At 72.8% G+C, this 15,465-nt stretch carries 10 protein-coding genes; 2 read left to right on the forward strand and 8 right to left on the reverse strand.

From position 1 onward, the window contains the following. Positions 1-55 precede the first annotated feature (55 nt). Complete coding sequence (locus tag NQU54_RS08910; RefSeq protein WP_173963470.1) at positions 56-577, reverse strand: DUF4240 domain-containing protein; 522 nt, start codon at positions 575-577, stop codon at positions 56-58. 187 nt (positions 578-764) lie between these two features. Here NQU54_RS08910 and NQU54_RS08915 point away from each other — a divergent pair, with 187 nt between their 5' ends. Beyond that, positions 765-1,691 (forward strand): SDR family oxidoreductase, encoded by a 927-nt coding sequence (locus tag NQU54_RS08915; RefSeq protein WP_257630586.1) that lies wholly within the window; start codon positions 765-767, stop codon positions 1,689-1,691. 193 nt (positions 1,692-1,884) lie between these two features. Here the strand turns inward: NQU54_RS08915 and NQU54_RS08920 are convergent, their stop codons facing one another. From NQU54_RS08920 to NQU54_RS08945, 6 genes are all read right to left on the reverse strand, one after another. Further along, on the reverse strand, positions 1,885-2,850 hold the full coding sequence (locus tag NQU54_RS08920) for a helix-turn-helix transcriptional regulator (RefSeq protein ID WP_257630587.1): 966 nt from the start codon (positions 2,848-2,850) through the stop codon (positions 1,885-1,887). Between the two features lie 705 nt (positions 2,851-3,555). Beyond that, positions 3,556-6,258 carry a pyruvate dehydrogenase (acetyl-transferring), homodimeric type gene (gene aceE, locus NQU54_RS08925; RefSeq protein ID WP_257630588.1) on the reverse strand — a complete coding sequence of 901 codons (2,703 nt, stop codon included), beginning with the start codon at positions 6,256-6,258 and terminating at the stop codon, positions 3,556-3,558. A 91-nt stretch (positions 6,259-6,349) separates the two neighbouring features. Beyond that, positions 6,350-6,973 (reverse strand): GntR family transcriptional regulator, encoded by a 624-nt coding sequence (locus NQU54_RS08930; RefSeq protein ID WP_069869308.1) that lies wholly within the window; start codon positions 6,971-6,973, stop codon positions 6,350-6,352. Between the two features lie 113 nt (positions 6,974-7,086). Then, positions 7,087-8,844, reverse strand: a complete 1,758-nt coding sequence (sucB, locus tag NQU54_RS08935) for a 2-oxoglutarate dehydrogenase, E2 component, dihydrolipoamide succinyltransferase (RefSeq protein ID WP_069869309.1) — start codon at positions 8,842-8,844, stop codon at positions 7,087-7,089. Positions 8,845-8,896: 52 nt separating this feature from the next. Next, positions 8,897-10,285 carry a dihydrolipoyl dehydrogenase gene (gene lpdA / locus NQU54_RS08940; protein ID WP_069869310.1) on the reverse strand — a complete coding sequence of 463 codons (1,389 nt, stop codon included), beginning with the start codon at positions 10,283-10,285 and terminating at the stop codon, positions 8,897-8,899. Positions 10,286-10,636: 351 nt separating this feature from the next. Continuing rightward, on the reverse strand, positions 10,637-12,181 hold the full coding sequence (locus NQU54_RS08945; RefSeq protein WP_257630589.1) for a leucyl aminopeptidase: 1,545 nt from the start codon (positions 12,179-12,181) through the stop codon (positions 10,637-10,639). 466 nt (positions 12,182-12,647) lie between these two features. Between NQU54_RS08945 and NQU54_RS08950 the strand changes: the two genes are divergently transcribed. Continuing rightward, positions 12,648-13,403: an adenosylcobinamide-GDP ribazoletransferase gene (locus NQU54_RS08950; protein WP_069869396.1), complete on the forward strand. Its 756-nt coding sequence runs from the start codon at positions 12,648-12,650 to the stop codon at positions 13,401-13,403. 12 nt (positions 13,404-13,415) lie between these two features. Here NQU54_RS08950 and cobT read toward each other — a convergent pair whose 3' ends face one another. Continuing rightward, entirely contained in the window at positions 13,416-14,501 is a 1,086-nt protein-coding gene (gene cobT, locus NQU54_RS08955; RefSeq protein WP_257630590.1) for a nicotinate-nucleotide--dimethylbenzimidazole phosphoribosyltransferase, read from the reverse strand. Between the last annotated feature and the right edge of the window lie 964 nt (positions 14,502-15,465).

The following is a 15,465-nucleotide window of genomic DNA, read 5'->3' on the forward strand; positions in this document are numbered from 1 at the left end:
AGCTCCCCCAGCCCTCAAGCTCCTCAAGCCGCTCAAGCTCCGCTCCCCAAGCCCCTCAGACCCTGAAGCGCTCCCACAGCCGGGGATACCGCTCCGCCAGCACCGCCTCGCTCTCGAAGTCGAGGGGCTCCCCGATCGGTTCCCGGGGTGCGGGGGCGAGTTCCAGGTCCGGCAGGGGCGCGCCGGTCAGCCGCTCGTACGCCTCGTCCGCCGCGTACCCCAGATCCTCGCAGTCGCCGTCCACCTGGTCGTCGAAGTCCTCGAGCAGATCGGCGAGCGCGTCCGGATCGAGCAGCGCGCCCTCGAAGATCCCCCGGCCCTGGCCGATCAGCCAGTAGCGGAACGCCTCGAAGGCGTCATCGCTGACCCCGCCCAGCAGCACCCAGGCGGCGCCCCACACATCCCAGCGGTACGCCCGGTTGGAGCGGGCCTCGAAGTGCCGGGCGAAGTCCAGCACGGCGTCGGGGTCCAGCTGTGACAGCCGTTCGACGAGCAGGTCGGACTGGTCCTCGGGGTCGCCGTCCGCCGCCTCCCGAGCGCTGTCGACCAGCCCCCAGAACTCCGTCTCGTCCATCATCACGGGACCAGGATCGGCCCTCCCGCGCACCCCCGCACGCGGAGGGGGCCGGATGCGGCCGCCTCGGGATACCGGACAGAAGGTGTCGGGTTTTGCTGCGAGGGTCGACCGTGGTCGACCCGACTCGAGCCGGGTCGGCCATGTCATCCACACCGGTTTCCACACCGGGACGCACACGAGAGGACGTATGGACGTGAGCACACAGGGCGCGCTGGCGGGCCGGGTCGCGCTCGTCGCGGGGGCGACGCGCGGCGCGGGCCGGGCGATGGCCGTCGAGCTGGGAGCCGCCGGGGCCACCGTCTACGCGACGGGGCGCACTACACGCGAGCAGGTCAGCGAGGTCGGGCGGCCGACGGAGACCATCGAGGAGACGGCCGAGCTGATCACGGCCGCGGGCGGCACGGGCATCGCGGTGCCGACCGACCATCTGGAGCCCGAGCGGGTCCGGGCTCTGGTGGAGCGGATCGACCGGGAGCAGGGCCGGCTGGACGTCCTGGTCAATGACGTCTGGGGCGGTGAGGCGCTGATCGAGTTCGGCAAGAAGACCTGGGAGACGGATCTGACGGGCGGGCTGCGGATGCTCCGGCTCGGCGTCGAGACCCACCTCATCACCAGCTACTACGCGCTGCCGCTGCTGATCCGGCACCCGGGCGGTCTGGTGGTCGAGGTGACCGACGGCAACGAGGAGTTCAACAAGACCTACCGCGAGAACCTCTTCTTCGACCTCACCAAGAACGCCCCGATCCGCACGGCCTTCGGGCTCGCGGAGGAGCTCGCGGAGTTCGACGGTACGGCGGTGAGCATCTCGCCGGGCTTCCTGCGCTCGGAGCAGATGCTGGACCACTTCGGGGTGCGGGAGGAGAACTGGCGGGACGCGGTGGAGAAGGAGCCGCACTTCGCGATCGCCGAGTCGCCGTACTTCGTCGGGCGGGCCGTCGCCGCGCTCGCCGCCGACCCGGACCGGGCGCGGTGGAACGGGAAGTCCGTCTTCAGCGGGGATCTGGCCAAGGTCTACGGCTTCACCGATCTGGACGGCTCGCGGCCGGATGTCCTCGGCTACTTCCAGGACGTCGTCTTCGGCGGCAAGGAGGGCACGGCCGCCGACTACCGCTGAGCGCTCCGCCGGAAGCGCGGCCGAGCTGCCGTCGGCCGGCCGCGGCGCGGCGCTGTCGTGGCCGGCCGGTCCCACGCGGCGGAGCCGCATATCGCCACAGCCGCGGCGGAGCCGCATATCGACACCGCCCCGCGCCCCTTCGGGGGCCTTGCGAACCGCGGCCGACCTCCGCCGATGCGCTGAAGCTCCGCGGTCACTCGTAGAGCCGCGCCGTGCGGCGAGCCGCGTCGGCGAAGAGTTCGCGCAGCTCCGGCGGCCCCAGCACCTCCGCCTCCGGGCCCAGCCCGAGCAGCTGGGCGAGGGCGACCTCGTACGACTCGACGGGCAGGGTGACGGTGATCCGCCCCTGCCCGTCGGGCTCCCCGGCCGCGCGTACCGCCTCCTCGGCCGCCGCCCGGTCCGTGACATGCGGCAGCCACCGGGCACCGGCCGGGGTCAGCCGTACGACGGCCTGTTCGCGCAGGATCGAGCGGGCGAACTGATCGGCCCGCTCCTCCCAGAAGGCGGGCAGCTCGAAGTCCTCGGCCCGGGTGAAGCGGGCGCCGGACGGTTCGACGGCGGCGAAGCGGTCCACCCGGTAGACCCGGAAGCCGCCCTCCGCACGCGCCGCGAGGTACCAGACGCCCGCCTTGAGCACGAGCCCGTACGGTTCGAGCTCGCGCCGGACCTCCGCGTCCCGGCGCCGGTAGCGGACGGTGATCCGCAGATCGTCCCAGACCGCGTCGGCGATGCTCGGCAGCAGCTCCGGCGTCTCCGGCTCCCGCCACCAGCCCGGGGCGTCGAGATGGAACCGCTGCGCCACCGTATGGGAGGCGTCCCGCAGCTCCGGGAGCAGCGCGGCGGACACCTTCAGCCGGGCGGCGGAGGCCGCGTCCGCGAGCCCCATCTCGCGCAGCGCGGAGGGGACACCGGACAGGAACAGCGCCTCGGCCTCGGTCCGCCCCAGGCCGGTCAGCCGGGTGCGGTAGCCGCCGATGAGCCGGTAGCCCCCGGCCCGGCCCCGGTCCGCGTAGACCGGGATGCCCGCCTCGGAGAGCGCGGCGGCGTCCCGGGTCACGGTGCGCTCGGAGACCTCCAGCTCCCGCGCCAGCTCGGCCCCCGTGATCGAGGGCCGGGCCTGGAGCAGAAGCACCATCTTGATGAGCCGGGCAGCACGCACGGCCCCATGATGCCGTGCCCGCTCGGCGGGCGGCGGACCAAGGCGGGCTCGCGGCCGTGGCGCGCCCGGCCGCTCCGAGGGCGGGGCCCCGGCCTTGCACGGCCCGTCGGCCGGATGCCGCCCGGGAGCGGCGGCCCGCAGGCGGCCCGGAGGCGGGGCGGGCTATGGGGTGTCCGGCGGGTCTTCCCCTACCCGCTACCCGCCCCTTCCCGCGGTGTCGATATGCGGCTCCGCCGCGTGGCAGGGGCACCGCCCCTGGACCCCGCTCCTCGAACTCCCCCGGCTACCGCTGGGAGGTGCCCCCTGGAGGGGCTGGATTGCCGGCTGACCGGGCGGGCGTCCGCGCACGTCCGGGTCGTCCGGCCGGGGTCGGGGGGAGCTCCCGGGTTCGCTCCGCCCCTGGACCCCGGGGGTGGACGAGCCGACCGTCGTCGCCGCGAACGCCTGCACCGGTGGATTGATCGCGGTCGGCACATGGGCGCGACGGATGGCGAGGCGGACACCCGCGCACAACTCGGGTCGTCCGGCCGGGGTCTGGGGCGGAGCCCCAGTTGTGGGAAGGGGCGGGGCGGGGGAAGCACCGATATGCGGCTCCGCCGCGTGGCCCGCCGCAGGCGTCACCGGGCCCCGGAAACCGGGGCGACGTCCGAGCGCGCACCGGGGGCCGGGCCGCCGCCCGGCCTCCGGCGCGCTCGCGCCGCGCCGTCAGATGCCGTACCGCTCCGCGGCTTCCTTGGGCGCGGTGGCCGGGACCGCGCCTTGGCGGGCCAGCCGGGACAGGGCGGCCACCACGATGGCCGGGGCGTCCACGCCGAAGTGGCGGCGGGCGGCCTCACGGGTGTCGGAGAGGCCGAAGCCGTCCGTGCCCAGTGAGTACCAGTCCTGCTCGACCCACTGGCTGATCTGGTCGGGGACGGCACGCATCCAGTCGCTGACGGCGAGGACCGGGCCCGGTGCGCCTGCCAGGGCACGGGTGACGTACGGGACCCGGTCTTCGCCGTTGAGCTGCGCCGCGTCACAGGACAGGGCGTCGCGGCGCAGCTCGCTCCAGGAGGTGGCGGACCACACGTCGGCGGCCACGCCCCAGTCGTCGGCGAGGAGTTTCTGGGCATCCAGCGTCCAGTGGATGGCGGTGCCGGAGGCGAGGAGCTGGATACGGGGGGAGTCCGCGGCCGGGGCCGTGGCCTCCCGGTAGCGGTACAGGCCCTTGAGGATGCCCTCCTCGACGCCCTCGCCCGTGGGCATCGACGGCTGGACCTTGGGCTCGTTGTAGACCGTCAGGTAGTAGAAGACGTCCTCGGCCTCGGGGCCGTACATCCGCCGCAGACCCTCCCGCACGATCGCGCCGACCTCGTAGGCGAAGGCCGGGTCGTAGGCGAGCGCCGCCGGGTTGGTGGAGGCGATCAGCGGGGAGTGGCCGTCGGCGTGCTGGAGGCCCTCGCCGGTCATCGTCGTACGGCCGGCGGTGGCGCCGATGAGGAAGCCGCGGCCGAGCTGGTCGGCGAGCGCCCACATCTGGTCGGCGGTGCGCTGCCAGCCGAACATCGAGTAGAAGATGTAGAAGGGGATCATCGGCTCGCCGTGGGTCGCGTACGACGTCGCGGCGGCGGTGAATTCGGCCATCGAACCGGACTCGGTGATCCCCTCGTTGAGGATCTGACCGTTCGCGGCCTCCTTGTAGTACAGGAGCTGATCGCGGTCGACCGGGTCGTAGGTCTGGCCGAGCGGGGAGTAGATCCCAGCGGTGGGGAAGAGCGACTCCATGCCGAAGGTCCGTGCCTCGTCCGGCACGATCGGCACCCAGCGCCGCCCGGTCTCCTTCTCCCGCATCAGGTCCTTGACCAGCCGGACGAAGGCCATGGTGGTGGCGATCTCCTGGCTGCCGGAGCCCTTGGCGAGCGTCTCGAACGGCTTCGCGGACGGCTCGGGCAGGGCCACCGGGTGGACCCTGCGGGCCGGGGCCGGGCCGCCGAGGGCCGCGCGGCGCTCCTGGAGGTAGCGGACCTCGGGGGAGTCGGGGCCGGGGTGGACGTAGGGGACGAGGTGCTCGTCCAGCTTGCTGTCCGGGATGGGGAGTTCGAGGAGGTCCCGCATGGTGCGGAACTCCTTGCCCGTCAGCTTCTTCATCTGGTGGTTGGCGTTGCGCGACTCGAAGCCGGGGCCCAGCGTCCAGCCCTTGACGGTCTGGGCGAGCACCACGGTCGGGGCGCCCTTGTGCGCCATGGCCGCGCGGTAGGCCGCGTACACCTTGCGGGGCTCATGGCCCGCGCGCGAGGTGTGGAAGCACTCGGCCAGCTTGGCGTCGGTGAACCCCTGGGCGAGCCGGGCCAGCTCCGGCTCGGCGCCGAAGAAGTGCTCGCGGATATAGGCCGCGTCGCGGGTCGCGTACGTCTGGAACTGGCCGTCCGGGACCTCGCGCAGCCGGCGCACCAGCGCGCCCGTGGTGTCCTGCGCGAACAGCTCGTCCCAGGCGGAGCCCCACAGCGACTTGACCACGTTCCAGCCCGCCGCGCGGAACTGGGCCTCCAGCTCCTGCACGATCTTGAAGTTGGCGCGCACCGGGCCGTCGAGGCGCTGGAGGTTGCAGTTGATGACGAAGGTCAGGTTGTCCAGGCCCTCGCGCCCGGCCAGCGCGAGCGCGGCCGTCGACTCCGGCTCGTCCATCTCGCCGTCGCCGAGGAAGGCCCAGACGTGGGAGTTCGCGGTGTCCTTGATGCCACGGGCCGCCAGATAGCGGTTGAAGCGGGCCTGGTAGATCGCGGAGATCGGGCCGAGCCCCATCGAGACGGTGGGGAACTCCCACAGCCACGGCAGCCGCCGCGGATGCGGATAGGACGGCAGGCCCTCGCCGCCCGCCTCGCGGCGGAAGTGGTCCAGATGGCGCTCGGTCAGCCGCCCGTCGAGGAAGGCGCGGGCGTAGATGCCGGGGGAGGCGTGGCCCTGGATGTAGAGCTGGTCGCCGCTGCCTCCCCCAGTCTTCGACCGGGAGGTGCCCCCTGCCTCCTTGCCGCGGAAGAAGTGCTGGAAGCCCGTCTCGTAGAGCCAGGCGGCGGAGGCGAAGGTGGCGATGTGGCCGCCGAGGCCGTCACGGCTGCCGCGGGTGACCATCGCCGCCGCGTTCCACCGGTTCCAGGAGGTGATGCGGCGCTCCATGGCCTCGTCGCCCGGGAACGCGGGCTCGGCGGCGGTCGGGATGGTGTTGAGGTAGTCCGACTCCAGCAGGGGCGGCAGCGCGAGCCCGGCGCTCTCGGCGCGCTCCAGGGTGCGGCGCATGAGGTACGAGGCGCGGTGTGACCCGGCCGCCCGCGCGACGGCGTCCAGGGAGGCGCCCCATTCGGCGGTCTCCTCGGGGTCACGGTCGGGAAGCTGGTCGAGCGCACTCGGCTGCGTGCGTACGAGATCGGTCATGAGGCGACTGTAAGTCTGATCGATGATCGATCAAAGCTCTCCTGGGGAAAAAGTGCTCCGTAAGCCGAAATTGGCATTCCGTGCCGCGAAACTAGGCACGCGGTGCACAGCCGAGGACATGCTCCTTGACCAGTTCGCCCACCCTCGGATCCCGCCGCCTGAAGGCGTCCACCACCGCCTGGTGCTCCTCGGCGTACGACTCCTGGACGGTGCCCAGCCAGCGGATCGACAGCGTCGTCCAGATCTCGATGCCCAGCGACTCCCAGGTGTGCAGCAGCACGCTGTTGCCCGACGCCCGCACCAGCTCGCGGTGGAACGCCACGGTGTGCCGGACCTGCGCCTCCCCGTCGGCCTTGCGGTCGGCCTCGTACAGCGCCCGCACCTCGGGCTCCAGCCGGGAGGTGTCCTCGGCCAGCACGGGCGCCGCCAGCTCCGCCGCGATCTGCTCGAGCCCGGCCCGTACCGGATAGATCTCCTCGAGGTCGGCGGCGGTCAGATTGCGCACCCGGACGCCCTTGTTGGGCGCCGATTCGATCAGCCGCAGCGACTCCAGCTCCCGCAGCGCCTCCCGTACGGGCGTCTGGCTGACCTCCAGCTCCGTGGCGATCCTGCGCTCCACGATCCGCTCGCCCGGCTTCCAGCGGCCGCTGACGATGCCCTCCACGATGTGTTCGCGGATCTGCTCGCGCAACGAGTGGACGACGGGCGGGGCCATGGGGAGCTCCTTAGAACCAGCGGTGAACAGCTGCCATTATCCCGGTACCGGGGTAAAGAAAACCGCGCCCCGCACGGACTTCCCGTGCGGGGCGCGGCAGTGCCTCGTAAGGCTCAGAGACCGAGGTCCACCTCGAACTCGCCGGCCTCCAGGATCTCCTTGACGGCCGTCAGGTAGCGGGCCGCGTCGGCACCGTCCACCAGGCGGTGGTCGTAGGAGAGCGCCACGTACGTCATGTCGCGCACCGCGATGGTCTCGCCCAGCTCCGGGTGGTTGATCACCACCGGGCGCTTGACGGTCGCGCCGATGCCCAGGATGGCGACCTGGTTCGGCGGCACGATGATCGTGTCGAACAGCGCACCGCGCGAACCGGTGTTGCTGATCGTGAAGGTGGCGCCGGACACCTCATCCGGGGTGATCTTGTTGGAGCGGACCTTGCCCGCCAGCTCCGCCGTCTTCTTGGCCAGACCGGCGATGTTGAGGTCGCCCGCGTTCTTGATGACCGGGGTCATCAGGCCCTTCTCGGCGTCCACCGCGATACCGACGTTCTCCACGTCGAAGTACGTGATGGTGTTGTCGTCCTCGTTGATCCGGGCGTTGATGGCCGGGTGGGCCTTCAGCGCCTGGACGGCGGCCTTCACGAAGAACGGCATCGGCGAGAGCTTGACGCCCTCACGCTGCGCGAACGACTCCTTGGCCTGGGCGCGCAGCCGCATGACCCGGGTGACGTCCACCTCGATCACGCTGGTCAGCTGGGCCTGGCTGTGCAGGGCCTTCATCATGTTGTCGCCGATGACCTTGCGCATCCGCGGCATCTTGATGGTCTGGCCGCGCAGCGGGGACACCGCCTGCGGGGCGGCCGCCTTCGGCGCGGCGGCGGCCGGGGCCTGGGCCTGGGCGGCGGCCTTGGCGGCCTCCGCCGCGGCGATGACGTCCTGCTTGCGGATGCGGCCGCCGACGCCGGTGCCCTTGACGGTGGACAGGTCCACGTTGTTCTCGGCGGCCAGCTTGCGCACCAGCGGGGTGACGTAGGCGCCCTCGGCCTCGGGGGCCGTGGGTGCCGGGATCGTGGGTGCCGCGGCCGGAGCCGGGGCGGGCGCCGGAACGGCCGGGGCCGGCTCGGGGGCGACCGGCGCCGGGGTGACGGCCTGCGGCGCGGGGGCGCTCGGGGCCTGCGGAGCCGGGGCGGGCGCCGGGGCCTCCTGGACCGGCTCGGGAGCCGGAGCCGGAGCGGCCGGGGCGGGCGCGGCGGCCGGAGCGGCACCGGCCACGCCGATCACGGCCAGCTTGGCGCCGACCTCGGCGGTCTCGTCCTCGCCGACCAGGATCTCCAGCAGGGTGCCCGCGGCCGGGGCCGGGATCTCGGTGTCGACCTTGTCGGTGGAGACCTCGAGCAGCGGCTCATCGGCCTCGACGGACTCGCCGACCTCCTTGAGCCAGCGGGTCACGGTGCCCTCGGTCACCGACTCGCCCAGCGCGGGCAGGACCACATCGGTGCCCTCGGCGCCACCGGCCGGAGCGGCGGCGGCAGGGGCGGGGGCGGGAGCCTCGGCGACGGGCGCCGGGGCGGGCTCGGGCTGGGCCGCCGGAGCGGGCTCGGCCGCGGGGGCGGGGGCAGCGGCCGGGGCCGCGCCGCCGTCGTCGATGACGGCCAGCTCGGCGCCGACCTCGACCGTCTCGTCCTCGGCCACCTTGATGGACGTCAGCACACCGGCCGAGGGGGCCGGGATCTCGGTGTCGACCTTGTCGGTCGATACCTCGAGCAGGGGCTCATCGGCCTCGACGCGTTCACCTTCGGCCTTGAGCCAGCGGGTGACGGTGCCCTCGGTCACGCTCTCGCCGAGCGCCGGCAGGGTTACGGAAACCGCCATGGTGTTCGGTTGCTCCTTAACGATCTTTGCGGATGGTTCGCGCTCGGGATGATCAGTCGTGGGAGTGCAGCGGCTTGCCGGCCAGGGCCAGGTGGGCCTCGCCGAGCGCCTCGTTCTGGGTCGGGTGGGCGTGGACGAGCTGCGCGACCTCGGCCGGCAGCGCCTCCCAGTTGTAGATCAGCTGAGCTTCGCCGACCTGCTCGCCCATCCGGTCACCGACCATGTGGACGCCGACGACGGCACCGTCCCGTACCTGCACGAGCTTGATCTCGCCCGCGGTCTTGAGGATCTTGCTCTTGCCGTTGCCCGCGAGGTTGTACTTCAGGGCGACGACCTTGTCCGCGCCGTACAGCTCCTTGGCCTTGGCCTCGGTGATGCCGACGGAGGCGACCTCGGGGTGGCAGTAGGTCACCCGCGGCACACCGTCGTAGTCGATCGGCACCGGGTTCTGACCGGCCAGCCGCTCCGCCACCAGCATGCCCTCGGCGAAGCCGACGTGGGCCAGCTGGAGGGTGGGGACCAGGTCGCCCACGGCGGAGATGGTCGGAACGTTGGTCCGCATGTACTCGTCGACGAGGACATACCCGCGGTCCATGGCGACCCCGGCCTCCTCGTAGCCCAGGCCCTGCGAGACCGGGCCCCGGCCGACGGCCACCAGCAGCAGCTCGGCCTCGAAGGTCTTGCCGTTCTCCAGCGAGACCTTGACGCCGTCGGCGGTGTACTCGACACCGGAGAAGCGGGAGCCGAGGGAGAAGTTGATGCCGCGCTTGCGGAAGGCGCGCTCCAGCAGCTTGGAGCTGTTCTCGTCCTCGACCGGGACGAGGTGGGGAAGCGCCTCGACGATGGTGATGTCGGCCCCGAAGGACTTCCACGCGGAGGCGAACTCGACGCCGATGACGCCGCCGCCCAGCACGACCGCGGACTTCGGCACGCGGTCCAGCACCAGGGCGTGGTCGGAGGAGATGACGCGGTTGCCGTCGATCTCCAGGCCGGGGAGGGACTTGGGCACCGAACCGGTGGCCAGCAGGATGTGGCGGCCGGTGTAGCGCTCGCCGTTCACATCGACCGAGGTCGGGGAGGACAGCCGGCCCTCGCCCGTCACATAGGTGACCTTACGGGAGGCGATCAGCCCCTGGAGACCCTTGTACAGGCCCGAGACCACGCCGTCCTTGTACTTGTGCACACCCTCGATGTCGATGCCCTCGAAGGTGGTCTTCACGCCGAATTCCGAGCCCTCACGGGCCTGGTCGGCGAGCTCACCCGCGTGCAGCAGCGCCTTGGTGGGGATGCAGCCGCGGTGCAGACAGGTGCCGCCCAGCTTGTCCTTCTCGATCAGGGCGACGTCCAGACCCAGCTGCGCCGCGCGCAGGGCAGCGGCGTAACCGCCGCTACCGCCTCCGAGGATCACTAGGTCGAAAACGGTGCTGGCGTCGTTCGCCACGTCACGTCCTCCATGCATGGTGCGCCGGGACCGGCCTTCGGTCAGCCGGGCGGCGGCGTGTGTTCGGCCGCTTCTTGCGTCGGCCCTGGTGTCGGGGGCCCTGTCCTGCCGGGACAACATCTTCGCACTTGTTGGGAGGAGGCGGGACGCGGGGCCGCTGTGTGAGAAATCTCCACAGCCCAGTTCAGGGGTTACTCCTGCGTATCCGGAACGCGAAGCCCCGTCGATTTCGTTGAGGGCGAAATCGACGGGACTTTCGGCCTATGGCCCACCGGGTCGGTGGCGGGTCCGTGGCGGGGCCGGGCGGTCGCGATGCGTTGCCGCGCCGCGCCGCTGTGTTCCGGCCCCGGCTCAGCCGAGACCGCCGTCGGCGGCGCGCTCGGCCAGCCGCACCAGGGTGCGGACCGCGGCGCCCGTACCGCCCTTGGGGGTGTAGCCGAACGGGCCGGACTCGTTGAAGGCCGGGCCCGCGATGTCCAGGTGGCCCCAGGTGATCCCGTCCGCCACGAACTCCTTCAAGAAGATGCCGGCCACCAGACCGCCACCCATGCGCTCACCCATGTTCGCCAGATCGGCGACCGGGGAGTCGATGCCCTTGCGAAGGTGCGAAGGCAGCGGCATCGGCCAGGACTGCTCACCGGCCTCCTCCGCGATCTCGTGGAGCGTGCCGCGGAACGCCTCGTCGTTCGTCATGATCCCGAACGTGCGGTTGCCCAGCGCGAGGACCATCGCACCGGTCAGCGTCGCCACGTCCACGATCGCGTCCGGCTTCTCCTCACCGGCGCGGGTGATCGCGTCGGCGAGCACCAGCCGGCCCTCGGCGTCGGTGTTCAGCACCTCGACGGTCTTGCCGCCGTACATCGACAGCACATCGCCGGGGCGGGTGGCCGAACCCGAGGGCATGTTCTCGGCCAGCGCCAGCCAGCCCGTCAGATTGACCCGCAGACCCAGCTTGGCGGCGGCGACCACGGTGGCGAACACGGCGGCGGCACCGCTCATGTCGCACTTCATCGTCTCGTTGTGACCGGCCGGCTTGAGGGAGATACCGCCCGAGTCGTAGGTGATGCCCTTGCCGACCAGGGCGAGCGTCTTCTCGGCCTTGGGGTGGGTGTACGCGATCCGGACCAGCCGCGGCGGGGCGTCCGAGCCCTGGCCCACGCCGAGGATGCCGCCGTAACCGCCCTTCGTGAGCGCCTTCTCGTCCAGCACCTCGGTCTTGAGGCCGTGCTCCTTGGCGGCCGCGACCGCCTCGGCGGCGAAGGCGGCCGGGGTGAGGAGGTTGGACGGGGTGTTGATCAGGTCGCGGGCGCGGTTGATCTCCGCGACGAGGGCGGTGGCGCGCTCGGTGGCCGCCTTGTACGCCTTGTCGCGCGGTTTGCCGCCGACCAGGGCGACCTCGGCGAGCGGGCCGTTGTCCTTCTTGCCGCCGTTCTTGTCCTTGGACTTGGTGTCCTTGGCGTTGCCGTTGGTCTTGTCGTACGTGTACGCCCCGAGCAGCGCGCCCTCGGCCACGGCGGCGGCGCCCGCCGCGTCCTCGACCGGCAGCGCGAACGCGCCCTTCTTCGAACCGGACAGCGCGCGGGCGGCCACCCCCGCGGCCCGGCGCAGCGTCTCGGCGTCATAGCCGTCGCCCTTGGCCGGGACCTCGCCCAGCCCGACCGCCAGCACGACCGGGGCCTTGAGGCCGGACGCGGCGGGCAGCTTGGTCACCTCGCCGTCGGCGCCGGTCGCGCCGAGCGTCTCCAGAACGGCGGCCAGCTTCCCGCCGAACGCCTTGTCCACGGCCTCGGCGCCGACGGCGACAACGGGGCCCTTGGCCCCCTTCGCCACGCCGACGACGACGGCGTCCGCGCGCAGTGCCGCGGCGGACGAGGTGCTGAGAGTCAGAGCAGTCACAGTGGTCGGGTCCCTCTTCCGATAGTTCGTCGGCCGATATGGGTTGTAGGCCGCGCCCCTCCGCATCGTATGCCTAGGCCCCTTTTGAGGCTCCGAGCGCCTCCGGGACGCCTTGCCCGCACCCCGGCCACCGCCGGGAGGTACGGGGTGCTTTTGACCGTGGTCACTCATGAATGGGGGCCGCGGGGTAGCCTTCCGCGCGATGGACACCACGCCGGAGTCGCCGCAGCCGCAGTCGCAGTCGTCCGCACGGGCGCCGGGGGCCGAGCCGGAGGGCCCGGAAAGCTCGGGACCCGCCGCGCCCGCCGCGCCCTCTGAGCGCGCTGAGCCCGCCGCGCCCTCCGGATCCTCCGAGGGCTCAGCGGGCTCGGAGGACTCAACGGGCCCCGACCGCCCGGAGCCTCCGCCCCGCCCTGCCTACGATCCGCCGCCCGCGCACGCTCCGCGTGCCCCCTGGGCCGACGGGATCCGCTTCGCCTTCGGCACGCTCACGGTGCTGCCCATACGCGGCACGCGCTGGGACCGGGAGGCGGCGCACGCGGGGATGCTGTGCGCTCCACTGGCCGGGCTGACCGTGGGGCTGTGCGCGGCGGCGGTGGGCGGGGTGTTGCTGTTCCTCGGCGGTGGGGCGCTGCTGGCGGCCGTCGCCACCGCCGCGATACCCGCCGTACTGACCCGCGGCCTCCACCTCGACGGGCTCGCCGACACCGCGGACGGGCTCGGCAGCGGCAAACCCGCCGAGGACGCGCTGCGCATCATGAAGCGGTCGGACATCGGGCCGTTCGGCGTGATCGCGCTGCTGTTCGTCCTGCTCGGCCAAGTGGCGGCCCTGGCCCAGCTCTACGGACAGAGCTGGGCGCACGGCGCGGTCGGGGCGGCCGTGGCCGGTGTCACCGCGCGCTGCGCCCTGACACTCGCCGCCCGCGTGGGCGTTCCGGCGGCGCGGCCGGAGGGGCTGGGCGCGGCGGTCGCGGGCGCCGTGCCGTGGCGTTCCGCGGGTGTCGTGGCGGCGGTGACGGTGGTGGGCTGTGCGGTGGTGGCCGTCCCCTTCGGCCCGTACGCCGTCGTCCTGCACGCCTTCGCCGCCCTGGCCGCACTGGCGGCCGCCGAACTCCTCCTGCACCACTGCCGCCGCCGTCTCGGCGGGGTGACCGGCGATGTCTTCGGCGCGCTCGCGGAGACGGCCGCCACGGCCGCCCTGGTGGTCCTGACCTTCGGCTAGGGCCCTGGGCCCTTAGCCGCCGCTCTCGTCGCCTTCGTTGCCCCCGTTGCCCTCGTCGCGCTCCGGGAGCTCGGCGTGCAGGGCGGCGGCCGCCTGCACCAGCGGCAGGGCGAGCAGCGCGCCCGTGCCCTCGCCGACCGTGACGCCCTGGTCGAGCAGCGGGGTGAGGGCGATGCGGTCCAGTGCCTTCTCCTGCCCCGGTTCGCCGCTGGCCTGACCGGCCAGCCACCAGTCCGGGGCCCGGAACGCCACCCGCTGAGCGACCAGCGCACAGGCCGCCGAGACCACGCCGTCCAGGATCACGGGGGTGCGGCGCACCGCGCTCTGCAACAGGAAGCCGGTGATCGCGGCGAGATCGGCACCGCCGACGGTGGCCAGCAGCTGGAGCTGATCGCCCAGCACCGGGCGGGCCCGGCGCAGCCCGTCACGGATCGCGGCGCATTTACGCATCCAGGCGAGGTCGTCGATGGCGGCCCCGCCACGGCCGGTGACCACGGAGGCGTCCGTACCGCACAGCGCGGCGATCAGCGTCGCGGCTGCGGTTGTGCCGCCGACGCTGAGGTCACCGAGGACGAGGAGGTCCGTACCGGAGTCCGCCTCCTCGTCGGCGATGGCCATCCCGGTACGGAAGGCCCGCTCGGCCTCGTCCAGGGTGAGCGCGTCCTCGACGTCCAGCCGGCCGGACGCTCGGCGTACGCGGTGGCGGGTGACGTCCTCCGGGAGCTCCTCGGGGTCGCAGTCCAGCGCCATGTCGATGACGCGGACGGGCGTGCCGAGACGGGCGGCGAGGATGGCGGCCGGGCTTTCACCGTCGAGCACGGCGCGGACCAGACGGTGGGTGCTCCTGGCGGGGCGGGCGGAGACGCCGAGGTCGGAGACGCCGTGGTCGCCCGCGAAGAGGATGGCTCGGGGCTGCTCGATGGGCTTGACCGGCACCCGCTGCTGCGCGGCGGCCAGCCACTCACCCAGCTCGTCCAGCCGCCCGAGCGCACCAGGCGGCAGCGCGAGCCGCTCACGGCGCTCCTCGGCGTCACGCCGGATGCCCCCGTCGGGGCGCTCGATCAGGTCGACGAAGTCATCGAGATTGAGAGCACTCACCTGCCGAACCCTACCGGTGGTCCCCGACGCGCTGCGCGGCTCCGTCGAGCGCGGCTTCCGTCCAGCGCCTCCGGCGCGATTGTGCAGCGCGGCAGGGGGCGACGGGCGCGGATGCGTTGCGCCCGCCGGGCCGGTGGGGCGGGTCCCGCTGACGGCTCCGGTGCGCGGGGCGGGGCCAGTTGCCGGGCTGCCGGCGGGATGGGGCGGGGCGGTCGGCCGTGCGTGGCTCGGGTCCGCCGAACCGGGCCACTGGCCGCGCGGAGCTGCGCCGGGCTGGGCGGGGCCACGACGGGTCGCGCGGCTCCGTTGAGTGCGGCTTTCGTCTCGCGCCTTCGGCGCATTTGAGCAGCGGGGCAGGGGGTGGCGGGTGAGGCCAGGTTGCCGGGTGCCGGGTTGGTGGGGGCTTGCGGCCGTGGCGGCTTCTCGTGTTGGTGGCCGAGGGCCATCCGGGCTGCGGGTCGGTGGGGCCCAAGTCGGCCTCTCCGGGTACCCCTGCAAAAAACGTTTGATCTGAAGCAACTAATTTGTCAAACGTTTTCGCAGGGGGTACCCCGACCCCCTGCGATTCGGCGGTCCGGCGGCCCAGGACCCATGGCCCGCAGTCCGGGTTGGTCCTTGGCTGCCGATGAGGGATGCCGCCACCGGCGCGTACCCCCGCCGCCCCGGCACCCGGCGGTGGCGCCGCGCCCGCCATCCCCCGGCTCCGCTGCTCAATTGCGCCGAAGGCGCGAGACGAAGGCCGCACCTGATCGAGCCGAGTAGCCCCGCGCGGCCAGGGACCCACGGGCCCGCAGTCCGGGTTGGTCCTTGGCTGTCGATGGGGGATGCCGCCACCGGCGCAAGCCACCGCCGCCCCGGCGCTCGGCGGCGGTGCCGCACCTGTCACCCCCTTGCTCCGCTGCTCAAATGCGCCGAAGGCGCGAGATGGCGATGCACCCGACCGAGCTGAGTAGTCCCGCGCGGC

Origin of the sequence: Streptomyces malaysiensis subsp. samsunensis, from assembly GCF_024519315.1 — a bacterium.
Classification (GTDB): Bacteria; Actinomycetota; Actinomycetes; order Streptomycetales; family Streptomycetaceae; genus Streptomyces; species Streptomyces malaysiensis.